The sequence below is a fragment of the Thalassobacillus cyri genome, assembly GCF_900107755.1.
Lineage (GTDB): Bacteria > Bacillota > Bacilli > Bacillales > Halobacillaceae > Thalassobacillus > Thalassobacillus cyri.
The window spans coordinates 37276-54979 of sequence record NZ_FNQR01000006.1; the positions used below are offsets into that span (position 1 = coordinate 37276).

Here is a 17704-nt window from a genome sequence, read left to right on the forward strand (position 1 = left end):
AGGATAAGGAATGTAATTTACAGGAGGGAACTGAAATGAATGATTTCAAGCGAGTATTCTTAATAGTAATGGATTCTGTCGGTATCGGTGAGGCGCCTGATGCGGCTAAATTCAATGATAAAGGCGCAGACACCCTTGGCCACATCGCTGACCGTATGGGTGGTCTGAAGATGCCGAATATGGGCGAGCTCGGTTTAAGCAATATTCGTAACATTATGGGGATTGAGGAATCAAAGGCTCCAAAAGCACATTATACTACCATGGTGGAAGCCTCGAATGGCAAAGATACCATGACCGGTCACTGGGAAATCATGGGCTTGTATATTGATAAACCGTTCCGCACGTTTCCGGATGGCTTTCCAGATGAGCTACTGCATGAATTAGTACAACGCACCGGTCGTAAAATCATCGGCAATAAGCCTGCTTCCGGGACAGAAATCCTCAAAGAATTAGGCGAAGAGCATATGGAAACAGGGGCATTGATCGTTTATACCTCAGCTGATTCCGTTTTGCAAATTGCTGCTCATGAAGAGGTTGTACCGCTAGAAGAGTTATATGAAATATGTGAAATCGCCAGGGAACTTACGCTTGATGAAAAGTATATGGTCGGCCGCGTCATCGCCCGTCCGTTCGTCGGAAACCCGGGGGCCTTCGAGCGCACACCGAACCGTCATGACTATGCTCTTAAGCCGTTTGGACGTACAGTGATGAATGAAATGAAAGATGAAGGTCTGGATGTCATTGCTTTAGGTAAGATTTCCGATATTTATGATGGAGAGGGTGTTACAGAAGCAATCCGTACCACGGACAACATGGACGGCATGGATCAGCTGGTAGCTTCTATGGATAAGGATTTCCGGGGACTCAACTTCTTGAACCTGGTGGATTTTGATGCGAAGTTTGGCCACCGTCGTGACCCTCAGGGGTATGGTGAGGCTCTGGAAGCCTTCGATGCCCGACTGCCGCAGGTATTAGAGAAACTGAAAGAGGACGACCTGCTCTTAATTACGGCTGACCACGGGAACGATCCCATTCATCACGGTACAGATCATACGCGTGAATTAGTGCCGCTGCTTGCTTACCATAAAGGAATCGATCAAGGGAAGCAGTTGGACCAACGTCAAACATTTGCGGATATCGGAGCAACTGTCTCGGACAACTTCAAAATCAAGATGCCAGAATATGGACAAAGCTTTTTGAAAGAGATCAAGTGATGGAGGGTGAAAGCATGAATATCGAACAAATCAAAGAATCAGCTTCATTTATTTCAAATAAACTATCTCAGAAACCAACAGTCGGGTTGATCTTAGGATCAGGGCTTGGAGTGTTAGCAGATGAAATTAAGGAACCGGTTATCATCCCTTATGGGGATATCCCTCATTTCCCGGAATCGACTGTATCCGGTCATAAAGGTCAATTGGTGATTGGTGAACTGGAAGGACATCAAGTCATCGCTATGCAAGGGCGCTTCCATTATTATGAAGGCTACAGCATGCAGCAGGTGACGTTCCCGGTCAGAGTGATGAAGCAGCTTGGAATCGAAACGATGTTTGTTACGAATGCAGCAGGTGGGGTAAATGAAGATTTTGATCCAGGAGATTTAATGGTAATAACCGATCACATCAACAACATGGGAGACAGCCCTTTAATCGGTAAGAATGATGAAGAAATGGGGCCAAGGTTCCCTGATATGTCCCAGGCATATAATAAAGACTTGATTCAAACCGCACAAAAATGTGCAGATAATCTTGGTTTGAAAGTCCGTAATGGGGTGTACGTCGGGAATACCGGGCCAGCTTATGAAACCTCAGCCGAGGTAAAGATGCTCCGTATTCTTGGCGGCGATGCGGTAGGTATGTCTACCGTTCCTGAAGTTATCGTTGCAAGCCATTCCGGTATTAAAGTCCTTGGTATCTCTTGCATTTCCAATATGGCTGCAGGGATTTTAGATCAGCCATTAACGCATGACGAAGTAATTGAAACGACAGCACAAGTACGTGAAGATTTTCTTGGATTTGTGAAAGAAATTCTAAAGTCTATGCCTGCATCATAAAAGGGGAAGGATGATCGTAATGAGAATGGTTGATGTTATTCAGAAAAAACGTAATGGTATGGAGCTTAATGAGGAAGAAATCAAGTTTTTTGTTGAGGGTTATACAAAAGGTGAGATTCCAGATTATCAAGCCTCTGCTTTGACCATGGCTATCTATTTCAAAGGTATGACTGAAAATGAGACAGCAACCTTGACGCAGGCAATGGTAGATTCTGGAGAGACAATCGACTTGTCAGGCATTGAAGGACATATTGTCGATAAGCACTCAACCGGTGGGGTAGGCGATAAAGTCACCTTTATCGTCGGTCCATTGGTGGCTTCTACAGGTGTTCCAGTTGCCAAAATGTCAGGCCGTGGTCTTGGGCATACAGGAGGCACACTGGATAAACTCGAGGCGATTGAAGACTTTCATATCGAAATGACGAAAGAAGAGTTCATCAATAACGTCAATACACATAAACTTGCTGTTGCCGGACAGACAGGTAACTTGGCACCAGCTGATAAAAAACTATATGCTTTACGCGACGTAACAGCTACAGTGGATTCTATTCCATTGATTGCCGGTTCTATCATGAGTAAGAAGCTCGCCTCTGGTGCTGATAGTATTGTACTGGATGTCAAAACAGGTACTGGAGCATTCATGAAGACCCTTGAAGAGTCAGAAGCTCTTGCCAGAGAGATGGTCAATATCGGTAAAAATCTTGGCAGAAACACAGTCGCTGTCATCAGTGATATGAACCAGCCGCTCGGTTTTGAAGTGGGTAATGCTAACGAAATAAAAGAAGCAGCGGAAATTCTGCAAGGCAAAAACGTGGAAGACCTTCGTAAACTTTCCTTAGAAATCGCTTCTCATATGACTGTACTTGCTGAGGTGTTTTCAAGTTATGAGGAAGCATACACAGAGCTTGAAAAGAATTTGGAGAATGGAAAAGCGTTCGAAGCATTCCGTAACTTTATTGCTGCTCAGGGCGGGAATATTGACATGATCAATGACTTGGATAAATTACCACAGTCCAAATATAAAGTAGAAGTAACAGCCGATCAGGATGGATATGTATCAGCCATTGATGCTGAGTCTATCGGTGTAGCTGCTATGTATCTTGGGGCTGGACGTGCAACAAAAGATGATGAAATAAATCATGCGGTCGGTATTACGTTAAAGAAAAAAATCGGGGATGAAGTAAAAGCCGGGGAACCGCTGGTGATTTTGAACAGTGATGAAGAAAACCCTGAAGACTCGATTGTGAAAGTGAAAGAAGCATATACGATCACAAGAGAAAAAGTGACAGTACCTACTTTAATTCATAAAGTAATAAATTAACCAACACGTTGAACGTCCATATCTTTTAGAAGATTATGGACGTTTTTATTATGGAGTTGCAACCTTTATCCTCCCAAAATAGAGAAAGTATGGGAATTTACGTCACTCCTGCGAAAGAAACAGTGGATAGATACAGATACCCTACAGAAAGCGAAGAAGTTTGTCTGGTAGTCAGCATAAAAGTAACTGTATTCAAACAAATTCAACCAACCCTTTGTTGATGGTCACTAGCAACTCCATTAAGTTTACATAATAAATATATCGTCTATTTGATAATTTTCTTAGTGTTTCGTAATAAAACGGTAGATAGTTGGAAAATATAACTATAACTATGAATGGAGGGAAAGTGAATGAAAAAAATAGCCATTTATTTCACTGTTTTCATGCTTGTAAGTACAATAAGTCTCCCTGTAACCTATGGGCAAGAGTCCAATCAAATAGAACTGGCTGAAGGGGCAAAATCAGCAGTTTTAATGGAGAATAGCAGTGGAACAATTTTATTTGATAAGAACGCCCATGAACAATTACCCCCCGCCAGTATGACAAAAATCATGACCTTACTACTGATCATGGAAGCTTTAGATAATAACATCATCAAGTTGGATGAGACCGTCAGGGTAAGTGAGCGTGCTGCTTCTATGGGAGGATCTCAAATATTTCTTGAGGCTGGGGAAGAAATGAAGGTAGAAGACCTGCTGAAAGGAGTAGCTGTTGCTTCGGGTAATGATGCAAGCGTGGCATTAGCGGAAAGAATTGCCGGAAGCGAAGAAGCATTCGTCAAAAAAATGAATGAAAAAGCGAAAAAGCTTGGTCTAAAGAACACTAACTTTAAAAATACGACGGGTCTTCCTGAAGAAGACCATTATAGCACGGCTCACGATATGGCAGTTATGGCTAAAAAGTTATTACAGTATGAAAATATAACAAATTATACCAGTGTTTATGAAGACTATTTGCGAAAAGGACAAAAAAATGAATTCTGGCTTGTGAATACTAACAAATTGGTCAAGCACTATAAAGGCGTCGATGGTTTGAAAACTGGTTATACCAATGAAGCGAAATACTGTTTGACAGCTACAGCTGAAAAGAATGGGATGCGTATGATCGCGGTTGTAATGGGTGCGAAAACCCCAAAAGAACGAAATGCAAATGTTGCTAAGATGCTTGACTTTGCTTACAGTCAGTTTGAAACAGAACAATTATATGATAAAGGTCACAAAATGAGCACCTTGCAATTAGCGAGAGCCGATCAACCAGAGTTAAATGTAGTAACGAAGACTCCTGTTACCTTGCTGAAACGTAAAGGACAAAAGCTGGATAATTTAGCAACGTCCATGGAGTATGACAAGAATATTCAGCTGCCAATCGAGGAAGGCAGTCAATTAGGGACAGTAAAGGTTAAGCAGGGAGCCAAGGTGCTTACGGAAGTTCCATTAGTAGCTGAAAAGAGTGTGAAACAGGGCAACGTATGGCAACTATTCAAACGGACCTTAGGCAACATGGCACACCGGTGATAATCCTGTCATTTTGTTAAAAGATTTAGCGTATCCTCACTAGTTTTGTCACCTTGCAGGAAAAAGAGGATGCAAAACAGAAAGACTCACTAACGCAAAGAAAGAGGAGGTAAACATAGTGAGTCTTAGTGTCGATTTTGCCCGCAAAGAAGATGTCCTTCTTGTAAGATTAGTCGGTGAACTGGATCACCATGAAGCAGAAAATTTGAAGAAAGAATGGAAGTCGATTCTTAATCAGCATCAGGTACGTCATGTGATTTTGAATTTAGAAGGACTGTCTTTTATGGACAGTTCAGGCCTTGGTGTGATTTTAGGAAGATACAAAGAAATCAACGCTTTAGGAGGAGAAATGGTGATTTGTTCGATTTCTCCAGAAGTCAAACGACTTTTCGATTTATCAGGGATGTTCAAAATCATGAAGCTTGTAGATAATGAAGAATTCGCTTTAGAGATGTTGGGGGTGGCTTCATGAAAAATAGTATGAATCTAGAGTTTTTAAGTGTCAGTCAAAATGAATCGTTTGCCCGTGTGACTGTAGCTGCCTTTGTAAGTCAGCTCGACCCGACGATGGAAGAATTGACAGAAATCAAGACGGTCGTGTCCGAAGCAGTCACCAATGCCATCATACATGGATATCATGAACGTCCAGACGGAAAGATTTATATTTCTTGTACGATTAATGATGGAGAAATGGAACTGATGATTCAGGACTACGGTGAAGGTATAGCAGACATTGATGAAGCCAGAGAGCCCCTATTCACTTCAAAACCTGAACTGGAGCGGTCTGGAATGGGTTTTACGATTATGGAAAACTTCATGGACAAAGTCGATGTCATTTCCAGCCCTGAGGAAGGCACGACTGTCCGGCTGATCAAACATATGACTACAAATAAAGCGTACTGTAATTAGGGGCCCGCGATGAATGTCGATGTGAGTCAAAAACAGAAGCGGTTGAAGGACGAAGATGTCAGGGCCCTGATTGCTAAGAGTCAAGAAGGCGATCAGGAAGCAAGGGACATGTTAGTGGAAAGGAACGTACGGTTGGTTTGGTCCGTTGTCCAACGATACATCCATCGTGGTTATGATCAGGAAGATCTCTTCCAGATTGGCTGCATTGGGCTATTGAAGTCGGTCGATAAATTCGACTTAAACTATGAGGTAAAATTCTCTACCTACGCTGTGCCTATGATTATTGGGGAAATTCAACGTTTTATCCGAGATGATGGCAGTGTAAAGGTTAGCCGGTCGTTAAAAGAAATGAACAATAAAATTCGCCGTAAAAAAGAAGAATTGACGAAAGAATTGGGTAGATCCCCTACCATTGATGAAATGGCGAAAGCCCTGGAAATGTCTTCAGAAGAAGTTGTACTGGCAGAAGAAGCCGGGCGTGCTCCACAGTCCATTCATGAAACTGTTTATGAAAATGACGGAGATCCTATTACATTACTGGATCAAATGGCTGAAGATGATACCAAGTGGTTTGATAAGATGATGCTTCAGGATGTCATCCGGAAGCTAGATAAAAGGGAACGGTTGATCATTTATTTAAGGTATTTTAAAGATAAGACCCAAACGGAAGTAGCTGAACGATTGGGGATTTCCCAAGTTCAAGTTTCCAGGCTGGAAAAGAAAATACTGAAGGAGATTAAAGAGCAAATGGAACCTGATTAATCTCCACCTTTGGACGCATTGTACCTGATGCGTCTTTTTATGTGCCTTCAGCTGGAGAGCAGGTGCATGTTTTTTTGCTTAACATCCATACTAATAAGCAAAGGCGTGGAAGAAAAAGGGTGGTGTCTATGTCAAACATTGTATATGTTCGACTGAGAAAAAAAGTGGATATGACAAGCTATCGGCCTGTTTTGTTGAAAGACATTGCCTATCTTGCTTGTTCTCTGCCCCTTAAGCAGAAATTAGAAACCATCCCACTGCATTATATTACAAACAAAGACAAAAACATCATTGTTATCGATGGTGTTTTAGTGATAGAAAAAATGGCAGAACTATTTCCCGAAATTGAAGTCCAATTAATAGGGCCAGCCCAAACCATCATTACTATCACAACGAAGAGAAGAAAACCGGCTATTTGGATGGTTGCCGGTATATGGTTATTGTTATTCGTCGGTGCGGCTATGGCGATCATGAATTTTCACTATGATGTAAGCATGGAAGTCGTACAACAAAAGCTCCATTTCATGTTGACCGGAGAAGAAGTGAAACATCCTTTTTGGATTCAGATTCCTTATTCAATCGGTCTTGGTCTTGGTATGATCCTATTTTTTAACCATATTTTTAATAAAAAAATCAATGAAGAACCAAGTCCATTGGATGTAGAAGTGTTTAAGTACCAACAAAGCATGGATGATTATGTAACGATTAATGAAAACAAGGTGGAAAACAAAGATGATCCACATTCTACTTGAAGTCTTCATTGGTTTGGCGGCAGGACTGGCTGTCGGGACGGGGTTTGTCGCTTTTTTGACCGTATTAGGTATTATTCCCAGGTTGATGCAATTGAGTCGTTCCACAGATAGAATCCGACTATATGAAACGGCTGTTATTCTAGGGACGTTCGCAGGTATCTATCTCTCGTTTGGTGATGAGGCAATCCTGCTCCCTGATCTGATTATAGCTGTGTGGGGTCTGTTGCATGGTGTCTTTATCGGCATGCTTGCAGCAGCGCTGACCGAAGTTTTGAACGTCTTCCCATTACTGACGAAACGCATTGGAATGGAGGGGCAGCTGCTGTTGTTGATGATGGCTATCGTGCTTGGGAAAATTACCGGATCATTATTTCATTGGATCATCTTTGTTAGATAAATGCTGGAGGTAAGACGATGAGCGATAAGTTTGTCCAAAATCAATATAATAAGACAATTAAAAATTACCAGCCTAAGCCTAATTATTTTTTAAACTGCTTGAAAGCGTTCGTAATCGGCGGGTTAATTTGTGTCATTGGCGAAGCTTTGACTGATTTTTATGTGAATGTATTCGACTTTTCAAAAAAGGAAGCTGTCAATCCGACTGTTACGACATTAATACTGGCTTCCGCTTTGCTGACTGGTTTTGGCGTATATGACAAACTGGGACAATTTGCGGGAGCAGGATCGGCAGTACCTGTAACAGGTTTCGCAAATTCTATTACTTCTGCTGCACTTGAGCACAAGAGTGAAGGATTGGTTTTAGGGGTCGCCACCAACTTATTCAAGCTTGCGGGTTCGGTCATCGTCTTTGGAGTAGTGGCCGCCTATGTACTCGGAATAATCAGATATGCTTGGCAACATTTCTTCTAGGAGGAGCAATCATGGCTAAAATGGGACAACAATCTTGGTTATACAACAATGCCATTTATATTAATGCATCTGGAACAGCCGTTGGCCCGATGGAAGCTGACGGTCCGTTATCTTCCTTTTTTGATCAAACTTATGATGAACTGCATTGCAACCAGGATAATTGGGAGTTGGCTGAGCGTCAATTGATGAAGGATGCGATCCATGCTTGTCTGCAAAAGGCAGGAAAAGATCATTCAGAGATGGATTTGTTCCTTGCTGGTGATTTGCTTAATCAAAATGTGACTGCTAATTATGTAGCGAAAGAGCTTGGCATTCCGTTCTTATGTATGTTCGGTGCCTGCTCGACTTCGATGGAAACACTAGCCACGGGAGCATCGTTAATTGATGGAGGTTTTGCAGAACAGGTAATTGCAGCTGTAAGTTCTCACAATGCTACGGCAGAAAGACAGTTCCGTTATCCAACGGAATACGGGGGTCAAAAGCCGAAAACTGCAACCTTCACCGTTACTGGCAGTGGTGCAGCTCTCCTTTCAAAAAGAAAATCAAACATCCGTATCGAGTCAGCCACCATCGGTCGTGTGATGGACTATGGCACGAAAGACCCTTTTGACATGGGGTCTGCAATGGCACCGGCTGCGTATGACACAATCAAAACGCATTTTCAGGACATGGGACGCTCTCCGCAAGATTATGACTTGATTGCTACCGGCGATTTATCCGCTGTAGGCACTCCGATCGTCCGGGATATGTTGAAGGAAGATGGGTTTGATGTCGAAGAAGTGCATAATGACTGCGGCCTCATGATCTATCATAGTGATCAGCCTGTTTTTAGTGGTGGAAGTGGGTGTGCATGTTCCGCTGTTGTCACTTATGGAAAGTTACTGGATGAGCTGGTAGCTGGCCGTTATAAAAAGATATTGGTAGTAGCTACCGGAGCGTTGATGAGCCCTACCATGGTCCAGCAGAAAGAATCCATCCCGGCCATTGCTCACGGAGTAGTCCTGGTCCGAGAGGAGGGTATGTGATGGATTATCTCTGGGCTTTTCTTGTCGGTGGAGGGATATGTATTATCGGTCAGTTGTTGCTGGATATAGCAAAACTTACGCCAGCCCACGTTATGTCTTCATTTGTCGTGGCGGGAGCTGTGCTGGATGCTTTTGATTTATACGATAATTTAATTGAATTTGCGGGTGCTGGAGCGACAGTGCCGATTACAAGCTTTGGGCATTCGTTATTGCACGGGGCGATGGAGCAGACGAAAGAGCATGGTTTTATTGGGATTGCTACAGGGATATTCCAGCTGACATCAGCTGGCATCGCTTCGGCAATTTTGTTCGGCTTTTTAGTCGCTGTCTTTTTCAAACCAAAGGGGTGAAAAAGTAAATAGAGTAACTAGTGCTTGAGGGATAGAGAAAGGAGAGCGAGCGTAATGGCAAAGCAAAAGGAAACGAACGTGATGCCACGTCTTCATGATGTGGAAAAATACATGGATGAGCAAGTGGGTATCGAGGAATCATTTGATGTCGGATTCCGTCAGTTTCCAATCATGGGGAAGAAAATCGATATGTATTATGTTACAGGGCTTGTCGACACTGCCTATGTGATAGAATTGATGAAGGAACTGATGGAGTGGGAGGCAGAGCAGCCAAGGACGAAAAAAGTGTTCGAAGGAATTTATGAACACCTTGTACACCAGCAGGTAGAAATTGTAGAATCCATGGACGAGTGTATCACACAGCTGCTTTCTGGGTTAGCTGTGATCTTTGTCGAAGGGGAAAAAAAAGCTTTTATAATAGATGTAAGATCTTACCCGGGACGATCACCGGAAGAGCCAGATACGGAGAAGGTCGTTCGGGGCTCAAGGGATGGATATACAGAGAATATTATAGAAAATACTGCATTGACACGGAGAAGAATCAGGGATGGGCGCTTACGCCATGAAATAATCAAATCAGGCACCAGGTCCAAAACGGATATATGTATATCCTACCTAAAAGATGTAGCTGACCCAGGGTTAGTAAAAGTGGTTAAAGAAGAAGTGAAAAATATTGAAATTGACGGACTATCCATGGCAGATAAAACGGTGGAAGAATATATCGTGAAACAAGGGCGAAACCCTTTTCCAATGGTACGATATACCGAACGGCCAGATGTTGCTTCCAGTCACTTATTCGAGGGTCATGTTTTAATCATGGTAGATACTACACCTAGTATGATCATAACCCCCACCACTTATTTCCACCATGTACAGCATGCGGAGGAATATCGCCAATCGCCGGTTGTCGGGACTTTTATCAGATGGATAAGGTTTATAGGGATCTTTGCATCGATATTTTTATTGCCATTCTGGTTATTGATGGTGATGGAGCCATCTCTGCTTCCTCAAGCTCTGGCTTTCGTCGGTCCCAATGAAGAGAGCAGTATACCAGTGGTCATTCAAATTTTGTTAGCGGATATCGGAATTGAATTTTTAAGGGTAGCCGCCATTCATACTCCTACACCATTATCAACAGCAATGGGTTTGATTGCAGCTGTATTAATTGGGCAGATAGCCATCGATGTTGGAATGTTTATACCGGAAGTCATTCTCTATGTATCTGTAGCAGCGATTGGGACATTTTCCACTCCTAGTTATGAGTTGAGTGTAGCTAATAAAATGAGCCGGATGGTGCTGGTACTATTGACTGCCTTTTTCGGTGTGAAAGGTTTTGTCATCGGTTTTACATTATATACCCTTATTCTTGCAAATACCAAATCATTGAATACTCCTTATCTCTGGCCGCTAATTCCATTCAATGCACAGGCATTAATGCAGATCCTTTTCCGATTGTCTGTGCCTTTGACAAAAGTACGCCCGAGCATCGTACATCCACAAAATAATAAACGTCAGCCTTAAATTGTTATTTGCCGGTTTTAAAACCATATGATAAATTTAATATAATTTAGAAAAGAATGTCTTATCATTATTACACAGGCATTCTTTTTTGATTGGTTCAGTCCTGGATAGTGGGAGAATTTGCGATACCCTTCTTGGAAGAACCGGAGAAATAGCAGTCGCAAGCGAAATTATTTTTCTCAAAATGAATGACTGGAAATAATAGATCGGATATCAAATGGCACAGGAAGGAAGGAACTACATGAGTTTACCTTATAATGAACAAGGTCATTTGCTGATAGGCGGTATTGATGCAGTGTCATTGACTGAAACGTATGGCACTCCATTATTTGTATATGATGTAGAACGGATCAGAAAAAACGCCCGGGCGTTTGTAAAAACATTTGAGGAACGAGGGATGAAGGCGCAAGTTGCTTATGCGAGCAAAGCTTTTTCCTCGGTGGCGATACTGCAGGTAGCCAAGCAGGAAAATTTAAGCCTTGATGTCGTTTCTCAAGGAGAGTTATATACGGCATTGAAAGCGGGCTTTCCTGTGGAAAAAATACATTTGCATGGGAACAACAAAAGCCTTGAAGAATTAGAAATGGCAGTTGAACAGGAAATCGGATGTATCGTGGTTGATAATTTCTACGAAATCGATTTATTGGCAGCCATACTTGAAGAAAAAGGAAAAGAAATGGACGTATTGCTACGGGTTACTCCAGGAATTGAAGCACATACCCATGATTATATCCTTACAGGTCAGGAAGATTCCAAGTTTGGATTCGACTTATCGAGTGGGCAGGCTGACCTTGCTTTTCAACGAATCAGTAATTCGGAAAGAATTCATTTAATTGGACTACATTGCCATATCGGTTCACAAATATTTGAAACCAGTGGTTTTTTAATGGCGACCAAGAAACTTTTTGCTTCCATGGATGAATGGAGAGGAAAATACGGATTTACCGCTGAAGTGCTGAACCTCGGAGGAGGATTCGGTATCCGGTACACCAAAGAGGATGACCCGCTTGAATTAGATGCTTATGCTCATGCTCTAATCAATGAAGTGAATGAACAGGCAGTCGAAAAAAACTACCCGATACCTGAGATCTGGATAGAGCCCGGCCGTGCCATCGTAGGAGATGCTGCTGTAACTTTATATTCCATAGGTGCTATTAAAGAGATACCGGGAGTTCGAAAATATATATCCGTGGATGGTGGAATGACAGATAATCTGCGTCCAGCTTTGTATCATGCAAAGTATGAAGCGGCAGTCGCTAATCGTATGGATGCACCAGTTCATGAAAAGGTATCAGTTGCAGGGAAGTGCTGTGAGTCTGGAGATATGCTAATATGGGATGTAGAGCTTCCGGAGGTATCTCACCAGGATATACTTGCGGTGATGAGCACTGGTGCCTATGGCTATTCGATGTCTAACAATTACAATCGTTTTCCACGACCAGCAGTCGTATTTGTAGAGAATGGAGAACATCAGCTGGTTATAGAGCGGGAAAACTACGAAGATTTGCTCAGGCTGGATTGCTCTTATATAAAAGGAGAGGAGAGTCTTACATGAAAAAAGGCAGCATTACATTTGAAACAGGAGAAAAGATTGTATTAGAATTTTATCCTAACGAGGCACCAAACACGGTAGCTAACTTTGAAGAGCTTGCGAACAGCGGCTTCTATGATGGGGTGATTTTCCACCGTGTCATCCCAGGCTTTGTAGCACAAGGGGGAGATCCTACAGGAACCGGCCGCGGAGGTTCCGGAAAAACAATCAAATGTGAAACAGAAGGAAATCCCCACAAACATGTCGCGGGCTCCTTATCCATGGCCCATGCTGGAAAAGATACCGGAAGCAGTCAATTCTTTTTGGTACACGAACCCCAGCCGCATTTGGATGGCGTCCATACTGTATTTGGTCAAGTGATTGACGGAATGGATACGGTACTGAACATTAAGCCAGGCGACACAATGAAAGAAGTGCGTGTGTGGGATGAGGAATAAGTAATGGATATAGTGGGCCCTTTTAGAGGCTCACTATTTTCATTTCATTCGGCAGGTTTACCTGAAGGAGAGGTGATGGGGCATTGCTGGAGTTTTTGGCTGTGATGATTTGGGTTGCCCCATTAGGTATACTCATCCATGAATTAGGACATGCAATACCGGCGGTCCTGCTGGGGCGTGGGGAAGCGGTTCTCCACATCGGCACCGGTTCCGTCGTAATCCGGGCGAAGTGGGGCAAATTTCAACTGCGGGTGTACCGTTTATTTTTTCTTGGCGGACATACAGAGAGCTGCTGTAACGAAAGCTTTAACAGGTGGCAAAAGGGAGTTGTGAGTTTAGGGGGACCTTGCTTGAATCTGTTTGTTTTTTTATTATCCTACTCATTTCTGCGAATTGAGTGGTTACATATTTTCATGTTATATAATTTATACTTGGCTGTATTCAATCTGATTCCATACAGCTGGAAAGGCAAATACTCAGATGGTTATCGCTTTTTCCAGATATTATTAAACAAACAATCGGAAGAGACACCTTGAATATTTTTTGAGTTTGGCTTATGCTAATCGTTGAAGCTCAACAAGGTCAGCAACCTGGGGGAAATTGAAGTGAGAAAGAAAAACATTATATTGTTTATCGTTTTGCTGACGTTCAGCATATTATGGGGATTATACTACTGGTTTTTCATTGTAATGTAAGGAGCATACTGAATTTAGGCGAACCATACTGAGATTACAGTCATATTAATAACAACTACGGCTACCCATGATTAGCTGGAGAGAATATCAACGAATAGAGGAATAATACTATTTTGGCTGGATAATCAGCAGCCTGATTCCTATTCATGGGAGTAGGAAAGTTATTTTTATAATGAGGGGTTACTATGCTAATTCGCTATAAAAAGACATTTGAAAAAATTGCTATGGGGCTGTTGTCATTCATGCCGGAAGAGAAGGATGTCAAGAAGCTCCAGCAGACAATAAAAGAATATGAGACTAATGAGGATTGGCAGTTGTTCCTTTGGAAGGACGAAGATATCCTTGGTGCAGTCGGTGTTCGTTTAGAAGAAGGCGAACGTGCGGTGATTCAACATGTTACCGTCAACCCTTCCCATCGCAATATGGGAATAGGTAAAAAAATGGTGCAAGGCGTGAGAGGGTTTTATCGAGATCAGTATCATGTATGTGCTGATGAAGCGACAAGCGCCTTTTTAGAAAAATGTTGTGCCACCAACGCCGATGCTAAATCCGCAGAAGCATGATAAAAATAAGCGCATGTCCATGACATGCGCTTATTTTCGTTAATTATTTATTTATAAACATTTTCGGTATGCAATCTTTCTTGATTATTTCCACTTTGGTTTCTTAATTTATGTTTGTGGATTAAATAATAGTCGCAGGGTTCCTTCTCTCTGTTATAGGGAACCTGCCATTCAGAACAAGTGTCCTTTACCGAGAGAATCAATCCGGGATCTTTGATGGGAAGATTGATATTCTGATAGGGTGTTCGATGCTTCAGTGCAGCATCTAATTGTGTAATGATATCGAACAGGGACTCTGGTTCCAATCCAAGAGTATCCAGTTCATGTTGATGGGCTGCCCAGTTATTTTGTAACCTTGATACCAATTTGCTCGCCCCTTTATAATTGCCTCGGCGGTAGTGATACAGACTTACCGCAAGCTGGATCATCCATACCCATATAGAATCCCGCTGACCTGGGGCGGTTTCTTTCCAATATGCTTCTAATACTTCGTGACATTCAAAAAAATCTTTTGTCCCGTTGAAATGTGCCAGAAATTCGACATAAGCTTTTGGATAATACATAAAAAACTGCTCCTTCATGCTCATTCTTGAAGTTTATCAATAGTGTAACATAACAGAGCAGAAATAAAGAATGACAAGGTTCTTTTAAGAAGAACCTTGTCATTCGATTATTTATTTTAGTACCAAGCTGCTCCTACAATAACCAATAAGATGAACAACACGACGATTAAGGCAAAGCCGCCTCCATAGCCTCTACTCATCTTAATCCCTCCTTTTTGCTGTTAACGTAAATCTGATTTTTTGGTAAGATACATCTTACGATAATAAAATATGTATCCAAGTGAAATGTGTATGGGCTGATATCATTGGTTTGGCAGATGAATAAGCGGAGGAAAAATATATGAAGCAAAGTTACCAAGTAAAAATAGATGCGTTCGAAGGGCCTCTTGACCTTCTTTTACACTTGATCAACCAGTATGAGATTGATATTTACGGTATTCCGGTTGCGGACATCACGGAGCAGTATATGGCTTATATCCACACCATGCAGCAACTGGAACTTGATATCGCAAGTGAATACCTGGTAATGGCGGCGAGTCTGCTTGCAATGAAAAGTCAAATGCTTCTTCCTAATCAACCTATAGAATTGGATGATGAAGAGGACATGGAAGAAGATCCAAGGGAAGAACTGATGAGACGCTTAATTGAGTATCGGAGATATAAGGATGCGGCCTTGCTTCTAAAAGAAAAAGAAGAGAAGGCTGATCGAATTTATACGAAACCTCCATCCAATTTGGATGCTTATCAAGAAGAACAACCTGTAATACGTAAAGGCGAAGGTTCCATTTATGATATGTTGGGTGCTATGGCGAAAATATTGAAAGGTCACAGGGCCACTAATAGTAAACGTACAGGTACGAAAGTCCAGCGAGATGAGATTCCTATTCAATTAAGGATGTCAGAAATCATGGACCATATTGATAAGTCCGGCAGCGCGGTGAAATTCGATGATTTATTTCCACAGCCTTCCCGCAGCCATATCGTAGTAACTTTCATGGCTTTGTTGGAGTTGATGAAAGGAAATGAAATATATTGTGTGCAAGAGAAACATTTTGATGAATTGCTTGTGTATAAAATGGAGGGCTAATCTATCATGAATATCAATGAATACAAGGGAGCAGTCGAAGGACTTCTTTTCGCAGCAGGAGAAGAGGGACTGACAAAACAAAAGTTGAAAGATGTACTTGAAATAGAGCAACATACCCTTCAAGAACTTTTAGACGAGCTTATGGTCGACTATCAAGAAAAACAGAGAGGCGTTACCTTGATGTTTTCGGATGAGGCCATTTATTTGGCAACTAAAGTGGAACATGCCCCATACTTGAAGCAGCTATTGGATTCTCCCCAATCATCGAAATTATCTCAGGCTGCCCTTGAGACATTAGCAATCATCGCTTACCAGCAGCCCATTACAAGGGTGGAAATCGAAGAGCTAAGAGGGGTTAAAAGTGAGCGTGCAATCCAGACGCTTACCAGTCGCTCCTTAATTCAGGAAGTCGGAAGAAAAGAGGGAATTGGTCGTCCGATTTTATATGGTACTACGAAAGACTTTTTGACCTACTTCGGAATCAATTCTTTAGAAGACCTCCCCCCGTTACCAGAGGGAAATGAAGATGATATGGAAACGGAAGCAGACCTGTTTTTTGAGGAGTTTAGTACGCAGGGACACGAAAATACAGAGGATCATGAATAATATTCAGATATTTCAGTACAGCTATGGTAACATATATTTATATTAATGAGTTTGGGGGGAGTTTATGGAAATCAAATCATCCAAAGGAGTAGAACTGGTAAAAGATAAGTCTAATTCACCGGAGGAGTTTTTCAATCGCTCCGAATTAGTATACGAGGATAAAGGTAGAGAACAAAAATTTTCTGTGCTGTATCTCCGTTATTTTGATGAGAAATTACATGAGTTCACACCATTTACGGAAAATCCAGTTATGATTTTTGGGGACAATGAAATCATGCTTAAGGATTTAGTTGCGTTCATAGCACTTGTAAAAAATCCAGGTTATAAACATCGTAGAAAAATGTATATTAATGAATATGAGGAATATAAAGAGTTATTTTCAGGTGTTAATTGGGAAGCTGTTAAACAAGCCTTCTTGAAGATCAACGATGGCAAAGGCTTTGATATGGAATCGACACTCGAATTTATTCATGCCTGAAGACCACAGAGAGGTGTACTTACAATTAGGAGGCTGGCAATGAGCAATCAGATTGTTCGAGCACAAATGAACGAAGTAGGTGACTTCTTAAATCACGTGGTAAAGGAAGTTGATACCTACTTGGATAATCATCGATTAGCTGGTTTGCTTGAAGAACAGGGAAGTAAAGATATAGAATACTATCGTTCTTTATTGAAGTCATTACGCAGATTAGAAGTGATCTGTGATGAAGCAAAAGACACAATTGGGGTTATACTGCAATCAGAAGTTTTCCGGAAAACGGCCGCAGAACGAACACTTTATGGGATATACCATCAATGTATAGCTGAGTTCTTTTCGCCTAAAGGAGATAGCTGGTATGAAGACAGCCGTGCTGCTTACACCGGTAAGAATGCAATCAACTTTCATTATGAGCCACCAAAATCGCTAAAAGACTTAATGTTCAAATTAGAAAAACCTTTTCAGGAAATACGTGAAGAACTGGATTATTATGAAGCTGATTACCATGAAGAAGTAATGAAACAATAGAAAAACTTGGCTTATCGCCAAGTCCATATGGCGAAAGTCAAAGTGTTTCTTATACTTTAATCCCTTTAACAAAGTTAAACGTTCTTAAAGTAAAATTAAAAAGAAGGTCCTGCTTTAT

At 41.7% G+C, this 17704-nt stretch carries 23 protein-coding genes; 21 read left to right on the forward strand and 2 right to left on the reverse strand.

Annotated elements, in window-relative coordinates:
• Positions 1 to 35 precede the first annotated feature (35 nt).
• From deoB to BLV00_RS08880, 17 genes are all read left to right on the forward strand, one after another.
• On the forward strand, positions 36 to 1214 hold the full coding sequence (deoB, locus tag BLV00_RS08800; RefSeq protein ID WP_093044547.1) for a phosphopentomutase: 1179 nt from the start codon (positions 36 to 38) through the stop codon (positions 1212 to 1214).
• Between the two features lie 14 nt (positions 1215 to 1228).
• Positions 1229 to 2053 (forward strand): purine-nucleoside phosphorylase, encoded by an 825-nt coding sequence (locus tag BLV00_RS08805; protein ID WP_093044783.1) that lies wholly within the window; start codon positions 1229 to 1231, stop codon positions 2051 to 2053.
• Positions 2054 to 2072: 19 nt separating this feature from the next.
• Complete coding sequence (locus BLV00_RS08810; RefSeq protein ID WP_093044549.1) at positions 2073 to 3374, forward strand: pyrimidine-nucleoside phosphorylase; 1302 nt, start codon at positions 2073 to 2075, stop codon at positions 3372 to 3374.
• A gap of 350 nt (positions 3375 to 3724) precedes the next feature.
• Positions 3725 to 4888 carry a D-alanyl-D-alanine carboxypeptidase family protein gene (locus tag BLV00_RS08815; protein WP_093044551.1) on the forward strand — a complete coding sequence of 388 codons (1164 nt, stop codon included), beginning with the start codon at positions 3725 to 3727 and terminating at the stop codon, positions 4886 to 4888.
• A gap of 118 nt (positions 4889 to 5006) precedes the next feature.
• Positions 5007 to 5360, forward strand: coding sequence for an anti-sigma F factor antagonist (gene spoIIAA, locus BLV00_RS08820; protein WP_093044553.1), 354 nt, complete (start codon positions 5007 to 5009; stop codon positions 5358 to 5360).
• A complete protein-coding gene (gene spoIIAB / locus BLV00_RS08825; protein ID WP_093044555.1) occupies positions 5357 to 5797 on the forward strand; it encodes an anti-sigma F factor in 441 nt (146 codons plus the stop codon). Before spoIIAA ends, spoIIAB begins: the two co-directional genes overlap by 4 nt.
• A 9-nt stretch (positions 5798 to 5806) precedes the next feature.
• Complete coding sequence (sigF, locus tag BLV00_RS08830; protein ID WP_093044557.1) at positions 5807 to 6559, forward strand: RNA polymerase sporulation sigma factor SigF; 753 nt, start codon at positions 5807 to 5809, stop codon at positions 6557 to 6559.
• 128 nt (positions 6560 to 6687) lie between these two features.
• Positions 6688 to 7311, forward strand: a complete 624-nt coding sequence (locus BLV00_RS08835) for a stage V sporulation protein AA (RefSeq protein WP_093044559.1) — start codon at positions 6688 to 6690, stop codon at positions 7309 to 7311.
• Positions 7292 to 7708, forward strand: a complete 417-nt coding sequence (locus tag BLV00_RS08840; protein WP_093044561.1) for a stage V sporulation protein AB — start codon at positions 7292 to 7294, stop codon at positions 7706 to 7708. The genes BLV00_RS08835 and BLV00_RS08840 overlap by 20 nt, the downstream gene beginning before the upstream one ends.
• A 17-nt stretch (positions 7709 to 7725) precedes the next feature.
• The gene (gene spoVAC / locus BLV00_RS08845) at positions 7726 to 8181 is read left to right on the forward strand and encodes a stage V sporulation protein AC (protein WP_093044563.1); all 456 of its coding nucleotides are present in this window, start codon (positions 7726 to 7728) and stop codon (positions 8179 to 8181) included.
• An 11-nt stretch (positions 8182 to 8192) separates the two neighbouring features.
• A complete protein-coding gene (gene spoVAD / locus BLV00_RS08850; protein WP_093044565.1) occupies positions 8193 to 9206 on the forward strand; it encodes a stage V sporulation protein AD in 1014 nt (337 codons plus the stop codon).
• Positions 9206 to 9556 carry a stage V sporulation protein AE gene (spoVAE, locus tag BLV00_RS08855; protein WP_093044567.1) on the forward strand — a complete coding sequence of 117 codons (351 nt, stop codon included), beginning with the start codon at positions 9206 to 9208 and terminating at the stop codon, positions 9554 to 9556. Before spoVAD ends, spoVAE begins: the two co-directional genes overlap by 1 nt.
• Positions 9557 to 9610: 54 nt before the next feature.
• Entirely contained in the window at positions 9611 to 11077 is a 1467-nt protein-coding gene (locus tag BLV00_RS08860) for a spore germination protein (RefSeq protein ID WP_093044569.1), read from the forward strand.
• A 241-nt stretch (positions 11078 to 11318) separates the two neighbouring features.
• Positions 11319 to 12632 carry a diaminopimelate decarboxylase gene (gene lysA / locus BLV00_RS08865; protein ID WP_093044571.1) on the forward strand — a complete coding sequence of 438 codons (1314 nt, stop codon included), beginning with the start codon at positions 11319 to 11321 and terminating at the stop codon, positions 12630 to 12632.
• Positions 12629 to 13066, forward strand: coding sequence for a peptidylprolyl isomerase (locus BLV00_RS08870; RefSeq protein ID WP_093044573.1), 438 nt, complete (start codon positions 12629 to 12631; stop codon positions 13064 to 13066). Before lysA ends, BLV00_RS08870 begins: the two co-directional genes overlap by 4 nt.
• 83 nt (positions 13067 to 13149) lie before the next feature.
• Entirely contained in the window at positions 13150 to 13602 is a 453-nt protein-coding gene (locus tag BLV00_RS08875) for a M50 family metallopeptidase (protein ID WP_093044575.1), read from the forward strand.
• A gap of 344 nt (positions 13603 to 13946) precedes the next feature.
• The gene (locus BLV00_RS08880) at positions 13947 to 14324 is read left to right on the forward strand and encodes a GNAT family N-acetyltransferase (RefSeq protein WP_093044577.1); all 378 of its coding nucleotides are present in this window, start codon (positions 13947 to 13949) and stop codon (positions 14322 to 14324) included.
• Between the two features lie 47 nt (positions 14325 to 14371).
• Here BLV00_RS08880 and BLV00_RS08885 read toward each other — a convergent pair whose 3' ends face one another.
• Positions 14372 to 14887 (reverse strand): DUF309 domain-containing protein, encoded by a 516-nt coding sequence (locus BLV00_RS08885; RefSeq protein WP_176791425.1) that lies wholly within the window; start codon positions 14885 to 14887, stop codon positions 14372 to 14374.
• A 116-nt stretch (positions 14888 to 15003) separates the two neighbouring features.
• The gene (locus BLV00_RS08890) at positions 15004 to 15087 is read right to left on the reverse strand and encodes a YjcZ family sporulation protein (RefSeq protein WP_093044581.1); all 84 of its coding nucleotides are present in this window, start codon (positions 15085 to 15087) and stop codon (positions 15004 to 15006) included.
• 140 nt (positions 15088 to 15227) lie between these two features.
• Between BLV00_RS08890 and BLV00_RS08895 the strand changes: the two genes are divergently transcribed.
• From BLV00_RS08895 to BLV00_RS08910, 4 genes are all read left to right on the forward strand, one after another.
• A complete protein-coding gene (locus BLV00_RS08895; RefSeq protein ID WP_093044583.1) occupies positions 15228 to 15974 on the forward strand; it encodes a segregation/condensation protein A in 747 nt (248 codons plus the stop codon).
• Between the two features lie 6 nt (positions 15975 to 15980).
• Entirely contained in the window at positions 15981 to 16580 is a 600-nt protein-coding gene (gene scpB, locus BLV00_RS08900; RefSeq protein ID WP_093044585.1) for an SMC-Scp complex subunit ScpB, read from the forward strand.
• A gap of 64 nt (positions 16581 to 16644) precedes the next feature.
• Positions 16645 to 17058, forward strand: coding sequence for a ribonuclease H family protein (locus BLV00_RS08905; protein WP_093044587.1), 414 nt, complete (start codon positions 16645 to 16647; stop codon positions 17056 to 17058).
• Between the two features lie 39 nt (positions 17059 to 17097).
• Positions 17098 to 17586: a DUF3907 family protein gene (locus BLV00_RS08910; protein WP_093044589.1), complete on the forward strand. Its 489-nt coding sequence runs from the start codon at positions 17098 to 17100 to the stop codon at positions 17584 to 17586.
• Positions 17587 to 17704: the final 118 nt, after the last annotated feature.

Coding starts and splice junctions, on each gene's coding strand:
- deoB (WP_093044547.1), top strand. CDS start 36: ATGAATGATTTCAAGCGAGTATTCTTAATAGTAATGGATTCTGTCGGT.
- BLV00_RS08805 (WP_093044783.1), top strand. CDS start 1,229: ATGAATATCGAACAAATCAAAGAATCAGCTTCATTTATTTCAAATAAA.
- BLV00_RS08810 (WP_093044549.1), top strand. CDS start 2,073: ATGAGAATGGTTGATGTTATTCAGAAAAAACGTAATGGTATGGAGCTT.
- BLV00_RS08815 (WP_093044551.1), top strand. CDS start 3,725: ATGAAAAAAATAGCCATTTATTTCACTGTTTTCATGCTTGTAAGTACA.
- spoIIAB (WP_093044555.1), top strand. CDS start 5,357: ATGAAAAATAGTATGAATCTAGAGTTTTTAAGTGTCAGTCAAAATGAA.
- sigF (WP_093044557.1), top strand. CDS start 5,807: ATGAATGTCGATGTGAGTCAAAAACAGAAGCGGTTGAAGGACGAAGAT.
- BLV00_RS08835 (WP_093044559.1), top strand. CDS start 6,688: ATGTCAAACATTGTATATGTTCGACTGAGAAAAAAAGTGGATATGACA.
- BLV00_RS08840 (WP_093044561.1), top strand. CDS start 7,292: ATGATCCACATTCTACTTGAAGTCTTCATTGGTTTGGCGGCAGGACTG.
- spoVAC (WP_093044563.1), top strand. CDS start 7,726: ATGAGCGATAAGTTTGTCCAAAATCAATATAATAAGACAATTAAAAAT.
- spoVAD (WP_093044565.1), top strand. CDS start 8,193: ATGGCTAAAATGGGACAACAATCTTGGTTATACAACAATGCCATTTAT.
- spoVAE (WP_093044567.1), top strand. CDS start 9,206: ATGGATTATCTCTGGGCTTTTCTTGTCGGTGGAGGGATATGTATTATC.
- BLV00_RS08860 (WP_093044569.1), top strand. CDS start 9,611: ATGGCAAAGCAAAAGGAAACGAACGTGATGCCACGTCTTCATGATGTG.
- lysA (WP_093044571.1), top strand. CDS start 11,319: ATGAGTTTACCTTATAATGAACAAGGTCATTTGCTGATAGGCGGTATT.
- BLV00_RS08870 (WP_093044573.1), top strand. CDS start 12,629: ATGAAAAAAGGCAGCATTACATTTGAAACAGGAGAAAAGATTGTATTA.
- BLV00_RS08880 (WP_093044577.1), top strand. CDS start 13,947: ATGCTAATTCGCTATAAAAAGACATTTGAAAAAATTGCTATGGGGCTG.
- BLV00_RS08885 (WP_176791425.1), bottom strand. CDS start 14,887: ATGTATTATCCAAAAGCTTATGTCGAATTTCTGGCACATTTCAACGGG.
- BLV00_RS08890 (WP_093044581.1), bottom strand. CDS start 15,087: ATGAGTAGAGGCTATGGAGGCGGCTTTGCCTTAATCGTCGTGTTGTTC.
- BLV00_RS08895 (WP_093044583.1), top strand. CDS start 15,228: ATGAAGCAAAGTTACCAAGTAAAAATAGATGCGTTCGAAGGGCCTCTT.
- scpB (WP_093044585.1), top strand. CDS start 15,981: ATGAATATCAATGAATACAAGGGAGCAGTCGAAGGACTTCTTTTCGCA.
- BLV00_RS08905 (WP_093044587.1), top strand. CDS start 16,645: ATGGAAATCAAATCATCCAAAGGAGTAGAACTGGTAAAAGATAAGTCT.
- BLV00_RS08910 (WP_093044589.1), top strand. CDS start 17,098: ATGAGCAATCAGATTGTTCGAGCACAAATGAACGAAGTAGGTGACTTC.